Source organism: Bowmanella sp. JS7-9, from assembly GCF_004329715.1.
GTDB lineage: Bacteria > Pseudomonadota > Gammaproteobacteria > Enterobacterales > Alteromonadaceae > Pseudobowmanella > Pseudobowmanella zhangzhouensis.
Genome location: NZ_JXSY01000027.1, coordinates 22,710 through 31,127 on the forward strand (window position 1 = coordinate 22,710; position 8,418 = coordinate 31,127).

Annotated in this window: 7 protein-coding genes; 3 read left to right on the forward strand and 4 right to left on the reverse strand. The window is 50.1% G+C overall.

What is annotated here, in order from left to right:
• Positions 1-25: 25 nt before the first annotated feature.
• Both TK45_RS15205 and TK45_RS15210 read right to left on the reverse strand, forming a co-directional pair.
• Positions 26-1,291, reverse strand: coding sequence for an inorganic phosphate transporter (locus TK45_RS15205; RefSeq protein WP_131259701.1), 1,266 nt, complete (start codon positions 1,289-1,291; stop codon positions 26-28).
• Positions 1,292-1,304: 13 nt separating this feature from the next.
• Positions 1,305-1,982, reverse strand: coding sequence for a TIGR00153 family protein (locus TK45_RS15210; protein ID WP_131259702.1), 678 nt, complete (start codon positions 1,980-1,982; stop codon positions 1,305-1,307).
• Positions 1,983-2,239: 257 nt separating this feature from the next.
• On the opposite strand from TK45_RS15210, the gene TK45_RS15215 reads away from it, so the two are divergent.
• Entirely contained in the window at positions 2,240-2,746 is a 507-nt protein-coding gene (locus TK45_RS15215; RefSeq protein WP_131259703.1) for a glycine cleavage system protein R, read from the forward strand.
• Here TK45_RS15215 and phoR read toward each other — a convergent pair.
• A complete protein-coding gene (phoR, locus tag TK45_RS15220; RefSeq protein ID WP_131259704.1) occupies positions 2,743-4,056 on the reverse strand; it encodes a phosphate regulon sensor histidine kinase PhoR in 1,314 nt (437 codons plus the stop codon). The genes TK45_RS15215 and phoR overlap by 4 nt on opposite strands.
• A gap of 4 nt (positions 4,057-4,060) precedes the next feature.
• Entirely contained in the window at positions 4,061-4,747 is a 687-nt protein-coding gene (gene phoB, locus TK45_RS15225) for a phosphate regulon transcriptional regulator PhoB (protein WP_131259705.1), read from the reverse strand.
• A gap of 221 nt (positions 4,748-4,968) precedes the next feature.
• On the opposite strand from phoB, the gene TK45_RS15230 reads away from it, so the two are divergent.
• Together TK45_RS15230 and rdgC are read left to right on the forward strand one after the other, a co-directional pair.
• On the forward strand, positions 4,969-6,702 hold the full coding sequence (locus TK45_RS15230) for an ATP-binding protein (RefSeq protein WP_131259706.1): 1,734 nt from the start codon (positions 4,969-4,971) through the stop codon (positions 6,700-6,702).
• Between the two features lie 39 nt (positions 6,703-6,741).
• Positions 6,742-7,644: a recombination-associated protein RdgC gene (gene rdgC, locus TK45_RS15235; protein WP_131259707.1), complete on the forward strand. Its 903-nt coding sequence runs from the start codon at positions 6,742-6,744 to the stop codon at positions 7,642-7,644.
• The last annotated feature ends 774 nt before the right edge of the window (positions 7,645-8,418 follow it).

Consider the following 8,418-nt stretch of genomic DNA (forward strand, 5'->3'; position numbering starts at 1 on the left):
CAGCCCTTTAAAATTGTCTTGCTGATTAAGCGAATACGCCCTTAATCATAAAGAAGAATACGATAGATAAACCGGCACCTACTGGCAGCGTGATTACCCACGACACCACGATGTTACGCACTACCGCCAGGTTAAGGGCCGCGATACCACGCGCCATACCAACACCCAATACCGCACCGACCAGAGTTTGCGTGGTAGAGATTGGCAGGCCTGTACCCGAGGCGATAACTACAGTTGAGGCAGCAGCCAGTTCCGCCGCGAAACCACGGCTAGGAGTCAGGTGAGTGATACCTTTACCAATGGTCTCGATAACGCGGTGACCAAACAGTGCCAGACCCGCAACGATACCGAAACCACCTAACGGCAGAATCCACCAGGCTAAGGTCGCTTTCTTAGCGATCTCGCCGCCGTGTTCAACCACGCTAACTACCGCAGCCAACGGACCAATTGCGTTGGCCACGTCATTTGAACCGTGTGCGAAGGCCATACAACAGGCGGTAACAATCATCAGAATCGCGAAAACTTTCTCTACGCTGGCATAATGCATGCGGTGATCGGCTTTCTCATCCATCTTGATACGGTTGATAAACATGCGACCGATAAAGGCAACGATTACCGCGATAATTACAGCGATCATATAGCCTTCGAATACGCCAGGTTGAATACCAACGTGTTTCAGACCTTTCTTGATAGTCACCAGCGACAGTACAAAACCTGCCAGAGCCATGTACACAGGTACAAAACGCTTAGCATTTTTGAAAGGATTATCCGTGTCGAAAATCAGACGCTGTGCGCTCATGAAAATCAGGTAAGCAATAAAGCCCGAGATCGCAGGGGTAACAATCCAGCTACCAACGATACCGCCAATCTTGCCCCACGCTACCGCATCCGCACTCACACCTACCGCAGCAAAACCTACGATGGCACCAACAATCGAGTGCGTAGTGGATACCGGCCAACCCAGATAAGACGCTAATGCCAGCCACAAGCCTGCCGCCAACAGAGACGCGATCATGCCGTATACCAGCAGTTCTGGAGTATCGGTAAAGTAAGCAGCATCGATAATGCCTTTACGGATGGTGGAGGTAACCTCACCACCGGCCAGATAGGCACCAGCGAATTCGAAAATCATGGCAATAACAATCGCCTGTTTGATGGTCAGGGCTTTTGAACCTACTGACGTACCCATGGCGTTGGCTACGTCGTTCGCACCAATACCCCAGGCCATTAAAAAGCCGACTACGGCCGCGATGCCAATTAACATGGCACCGTAAGTGTTTAAAATGTCCATTAAATATCCTGCCTTAACTTGCTAACATCAGTTCCAGACGAGAACCAACACGCTCAGAAATGTCGGCCAAATCGCCGATCCACTCGATGATGTCGTATAAGAAGATCACATCAACCGGGCTCATGCTGCCTTCCATCGCGCGCAACATCTTGCGCATTTTGACCTGCATAGCGTCCGTGTCGTCTTCAATCTTGTCCAGTTCGCTGATCATGCCTTCTACCAGTCGTACTTCACGACCTTTGAAGCCAGTTTCCAGCAGTTCATCCAATTCGTTGATTACGATCTTGGCCTGACCGGTTGCATCCAGGCAGCGCGTCAGATACTCAACAAACTGTGCATGCATTGCTTCTGGCAATTGCAGTTCACGGCCAATTACGCGGCCAGAGATATCTTTGGCACGGTTGGCAATTTTGTCTTGCTGCGATAACAGATCCAATAAATCCTGGCGGTTGATCGGCATGAAGATGCCGCTTGGCAGACTCATGCGTAATTCACGTTTTACTGCGTCAGCCTGCTTTTCCAGCTTGGAAATTTTTCGTTGTAGATCTTCAGCTTCCTGCCAGTTGTTTTCAAATACCGCTTCAAAAAACGGTAACAAACCCTGGGCACACTGGTGTACCAGGTCGATGTGCTTTTCAAGCGGTTTTAACGGAGATTTTGCAAATACCCCGAGAAACGAATTAGATGGCATAGGTACCTCTAGTCATTTTTGGTTTCGGCGCGCATTTTACCACTGCGAATATGACAGTTTTATTACACCTTGTAATATTACTGTCACAGACCTGTCATATTGCACCATGAAAGACACGTAAGCATAAGCAATATAAGACTTTTTTCCAGTTAAGCGAAAGACAAAAATTTTATTTTTTCACCTGTAAAAAACTGGACAGCACGCCAATATAACGATTAACTCTTAGTCAAAATGCACAAAAAACAGGCTTTTATGACATGCAGCAAATCGTGATTACCTTAGTTGGAAGTGATCGTCCCGGGCTGGTCGACCGGGTCTCCCGTTTAATATTAACCCATCAGGGTAACTGGCTGGCGTCGAGTCTGAGCAAAATGGCCGGGCAATTTGCCGGCATTATTCAGGTTCGCATAAACGATGAGCATATTCAGCCATTAGCGGATGCGCTGAATGACATCAAAGAATTGCAATGTATTGTGCAGCGCAGCGACGACAGTGAGCAGCCAGCCCACAGTATGACGCTGTCGATTACCGTCACCGGCAATGATAAGCCCGGCATCGTGCAGGAAGTGGCCAGCGCGGTGCATAAAGGCGGAGGCAATATTCTTAAAATGGTCAGTGAGTGTGAAAGCGCACCTAACTGGGGCGGCGAATTGTTTAAAGCCACCTTGCAGGTGGGCATAACACAAGCTGGCCAGCGCGATGGCATTCGCCAGCATATCGAAAATATTGCCAATGATCTGATGGTGGATATCAGCGGTAACTAAGCAGACTTGTCGTTAAGCGGCGCAGCCACCAGTGTTTTGGGGATCACAAAACTAAAGGTGCTGCCCTGCCCCACGCGACTGCGAATACTCAGGCGGGATTGATGACGCGCCAACACATGTTTGACAATCGATAAGCCCAGCCCGCTGCCACCGGTTTCCCGTGAGCGCGCCTTATCGATACGATAGAAACGTTCGGTCAGCCGGCGTAAATGCTGTGGCGCAATCCCTTCACCATTGTCTTTGACGCTAAATGCCACGCCATTGCGCACGTTTTTCCAGCAGACCTCGATCTTACCGCCCTCTGGCGTGTACTTGATGGCATTGATGACCAGATTAGTAATCGCGCTGCGCAGTTCCGCCTCAACCCCCATGACACGTGCGTCCGACTGAATATCGAAACTCAGCGTATGGTGGAAGTTCTCATTCACCGCATTAGCTTCATCCTGCACCAGTGTCAGCAGATAGCCCACATCCACCGGCACCCGCTGAATATTGTCCAGCCCGCTTTCGAGGCGCGAAATAGACAACAATTGTTCTATCAGGCTGCGCATGCGATTGGCCTGCTCGGCCATGGTTAGCTGAGCTTTTTTCGCCATCTCGGGGGGCAGCGCATCCACATCATCCATTAACTCCAGATAGCCCTGAATAACGGTCAGCGGCGTGCGTAATTCGTGAGATACGTTGGCGACAAAGTCTTTACGCATCCGTTCCAGCTTAAGCAAGTTGGTCACGTCACGGGCAATCAGTAAGTATTCATTCTCGCCATAAGGCATCACCCGCACTTCCAGCATGATGTTGTCATCCACCGGCGAGGCGATATGCAGAGGCAATTCAAATTTGGCCTGGCGCAGATACTGTTCAAACTCACGATTGAGGATTAAATCCTGCAAACGCCGGCCCTGATCATCGGCCAGACGCACACCCAGCAGATTGTGCGCGAGTTTATTACACCATTCGACCCGTAACTCTTCCGAGAGCAGGATGGTGGCATCGGTCAGCGCCTCAATGCCGCGACGCATGCGTTTGAGCATCTTGCCCAGTTCATGACGGCGGCGCAGATTATTTTTTTGCAGGCGATAAATGCCAGTGAAGATATCGTCCCAGTTACCCCAGGCGCGAGGTGGCGAAATACTGCGTTTTAACCATAACCAGCGAGCCATGCGATACAGGTGAATGTAATGCCATAACAACAGGCCGATACATCCCAATAACACTGACAACAACAACTGGTCTGTCAGATAGCCGAGCAAAATGCACGGCCCAAACAACAAGGTAAAATGAACGAGAATATTTCGCCAATAGGTGAACATAGGGTTATTTTGCTGAGAATCGGTATCCTGAACCGCGTACCGTTTGGATCAGCGCATCATGCCCATGGGGTGCGATGGCTTTACGCAAGCGACGGATATGTACATCCACCGTGCGATCTTCCACATACACATTGGTACCCCAGACAAAATCCAGCAACTGTTCGCGGCTGTACACCCGCTCTGGATGGGTCATAAAAAACTGCAACAACTTGAATTCGGTCGGGCCTAAACTCAGGTCATCCTGATAAGCCGTCACGCGGTGAGAAACCGGATCAAGGCGTAAGCCATTGATAATGATTTCTTCTTCCAGGTGTGCGCCAGGCACACGACGTAACACGGCTTTAATCCGGGCAATCAACTCTTTGGGTGAAAACGGTTTGGTAATGTAGTCATCGGCACCTGCCTCCAGACCACGTACTTTGTCCGATTCCTCTCCCCGTGCAGTTAGCATAATGATTGGGATATCTTTGCTGAACTCGTCCTGCTTGATTTTGCGTGCAAACTGAATTCCGCTTCCGCCGGGTAGCATCCAATCCAACAACACCAGCGTGGGAGAGTATTCCGCTAATTTATCCAGACCGGTATTAAAATCTTCGGCCTCTATTGATTCAAATCCATGCTGCACCAAAACAAACGTCAGCATCTCACGAATGGGGCGTTCATCTTCAACCACCAGAATGCGTGTCGCCATAATTTGATTACTCTCCTGTACAATATCTGGCCGGGATAATAATGGCGCTGTGTGACGGTTTTGTTACATCATGACAAATATATTGCAGTCTGTAATCCATTTTTGCGGTAGTTACGCGCCACAATACCATCATCATCAGTCAAATCGCCCAACTACTTGTTGTACAGACTGATATTTAACCTTATTCTAGGTTCACTATCCTAAATAACTGGCAGGGAACCATGGTTAAAGTGAAGTCGCCGCTTTCGCGTAAACTGTTAACCCGCGTCCTGTCTGTTTACTTTTTACTGACCATCACCGTGACGTTCTTTCAGGTATTTACCGAATATCTGAATGCCAAGAATCATATTCAGGGTGAACTGGAAACCCTGAAAAACACCTTCGGCAGCGCATTAACCCGTGCCATCTGGGAACTCAACGATCCTCAGGCGATTGCCTCTGCTCAGGGCTTAATGGAATTACCCATTGTCGAAGGCGTACAGATCCGCGATGAAAGCGGCAAACTGATTGCCGAACTAGGCCGCGTGGTAGAGCAACCGGCAGAACTGGCCGCGCGCGGAACCTTCGACGACCACGACAATGGTACCTTTAGTTACAGCTTTCCACTGATCTTTGAATTTAACGGCCGAACCAGCCGCGTAGGTGATGTAAGCTTGTATTCCAGCTTCGACGTTATCGTCGGGCGCATCGAAGTAGGCTTATTCTTCCTGGTCGGTAACGCGATTATTAAAACCGCGTTTTTAATCTTCTTATTCCTGCACGCGTTTCGCGGCATGCTCACCGAACCGATGGAAGATCTCACCCGCCAGATCAGCAACTTTGATCTTAACCATCTGGAAAGCTCCAAAATTAACCTGCGTGCCACCGAAGACAACGAGTTGATGTTATTGCAGCGCGCATTTAATAATCTGATTGATGATCTCATCCACTCCCAGCACAAACTGCAGGATACCCAGCAGGAGCTGCGCGAGGTAAATCGCCGTTTAGACGAACAAAACCTCACATTAGAGCAGGAAGTAGCGCGTAAGACCGCGTCACTGAGTCATATCATGCTGGATTTGGAACGCCAGAAAGATGAACTGCTGGTCAAACAGCGGGAACTCAAATTCGAGATCACCGAAAAAACCCGCATCGCCGAAGAATTACGTGCCACCAACCAGGAACTGGCCAGCTCCATGGAAAACCTGCGTCAGGCGCGGGATCAACTGGTGGAATCTGAGCGTATGGCATCCCTCGGCGGTCTGGTGGCCGGTATCGCCCACGACGTCAATACCCCACTGGGCATCGGCGTGACTGCGGCCAGTTTTCTACAGGATCGTATCCGCGTGCTGAACGAAGCGTTTGAGAATAAAACCCTCACCTCCAGCGCAATGAAAAACTTCCTGACCGAGTCCGAACAAACCACCGGATTATTGATGAACAACCTGCACCGTGCCTCGGAGCTGGTGTCCAGCTTTAAGCAGGTGGCAGTGGATCAAACCAGCGAACTGGAGCGCACCATCAATGTGCGCGAATATCTGGGTGAGGTGATTCAGTCACTGGCGCCGACCCTGAAAAAAACCCAGCATAAGATCAAAATCGACTGCGCGCAGGATCTCAACGTGTATTGCTCGCCGGGGATTGTCGCGCAGATCTTTACCAATATGATAATGAACTCAATTATCCATGGCTTTGAAGACATGGAGCAGGGTCACATCGACATCAGCATCAAGCAAAAAGACAACAATATTCATATTCTGTACATCGATAATGGCAAAGGTATGAGCGAAGAAGTGCTGGCCAATCATTTCGACGCCTTCTTCACCACTAAACGCGGCAAGGGTGGCAGTGGTCTTGGCACCCATATCATGTATAACCTTGTCACTCAGTCGTTACGCGGTAAAATAGCCGTTAGCAGCACGCCTGGGCATGGCGTTGAATACAAAATTACATTCCCCATCAAGCAACAAGATTAATCCGCCCCGCGCGGATCGCATTTTCACAGGATCTTTATTATGTGGTTTAAGAACCTCAAGTTTTATCGCCTGACGCAGGCGTTTTCCCATGACGACCAACAGTTACAACAACGTTTAAGCGAGTTTGCCTTTCGTCCGTGCCAATCTCAGGAAATCAGCACCACTGGCTGGACCGCCCCCATTCGCGGTGGCGATATGCTGTTTCATTTGGGCAGTGGCAACTACCTGTTCTGTTTACAAAAGCAGGAGCGTATTCTGCCTGCCGCGGTGTTAAATGCCAAAGTGGCAGAAAAAGTCGCCGAGATTGAGCGTGAAACCGGCTCACCGGTGGGCAAAAAAGCCCAGCAAGAGATGAAAGAGCAGCTGACCATGCAAATGCTGCCGCAGGCGTTTACCAAAGATACCTTTACCTGGGGCTTTATCTCCCCGGCCGCCAATCTGGTAGTGGTCGATGCCGCAGGTGACGGCAAAGCCGAGGCGTTTTTAAGCCATCTGCGTAAAACCCTGGAAAGCCTGCCAGTGGTGCCATGGGCCCGTCGCAGCGTGGCGGCAGAACTGACCAACTGGCTGACCGACAACCCGCCTGAAGAGTTTGAACTGAAAGAAGAAGCAGAACTGCGTCAGCCGGAAGAAGGCGGTGCGGTAGCGCGCTTTAAGAATCAGGATTTAGGCAGTGACGAAGTGCTGACCCAAATCGAAAACGGTAAGGTAGTGAGTAAACTGGCGATTCACTGGGATGAGACCTTCTCGGCCATCGTGCAGGATACGGTGACCATCAGCCGCCTGAAATTCAGTGACATGCTGCGTGAGCAAAATGCCGACATCGATAAGGCGGATCGCGCGGCGCGGTTGGATGCGGATTTTTGTTTAATGGCCGGTGAAGTGGTGCGTTTTGCCGAGCGCCTGAATGGGTTGTTTGGATTGCAGCAAGACGGCATCTAATCTTAAGGGCGACGTTAGTCGCCCTTTTTAGTTATTCCGGCACCTATCCGTCATTCCGGCCAGCGCGCCGGAATCTAGGCAGATCTAAGCAATGACCTTCCTTTCGCTTATTCAGTGCAGGACTGTGAGTTTTTGTCGCGGTGGCGACAGCACCCAAAGGGGCTTCGCGCCAAGCCCCTTTGGATTCCCCGGCGTCCCGACGGCGGAACAACATAAAATCCTATCGCCGGTAAAAGCCTAACCGCGTTACAGGGGCTTTCCATGCCACCTTTAACGCTCGCCCCATCATCCATGATGTGGCGTCATGCTTTTACATCGGCTCCCGAATTTTACTTCCGCCCACGGGATTGAAACTGCCACCGAAAGTCCACAGCCAGAAAACAGCAAATCAGCTGGCAGTTAGCACCAGAAATATTGTCGCGCGGAGCGCGTTCTTTCTCTAGCGACTCAATTTGCCCGAAATAAAACAGATTTCGCCGAATGGCCTGACAGGACGTCAGGCCAAGGCGCAGAGCCTTACATGGATGTTGCCTTGCGCCTGTTCGAAAAGCGAAAACCGTTTTATGAGGAATCAGCAAATTGCCGGAGCGAAAGACCTTTTCCCCTTTTGGGTCTGTCCAAAAGGGGTCGCCAAGACGGGAGTCGGCGAAAACCGGCATGGATGCCGTGTCTACCTATACAAATACTTTATATAGCAATCACTGACGATAACTGTTAAAAATGTAAAATGAAAAACTAATTTTAAATAGTTAAACATTTAACCATCTGCAATTT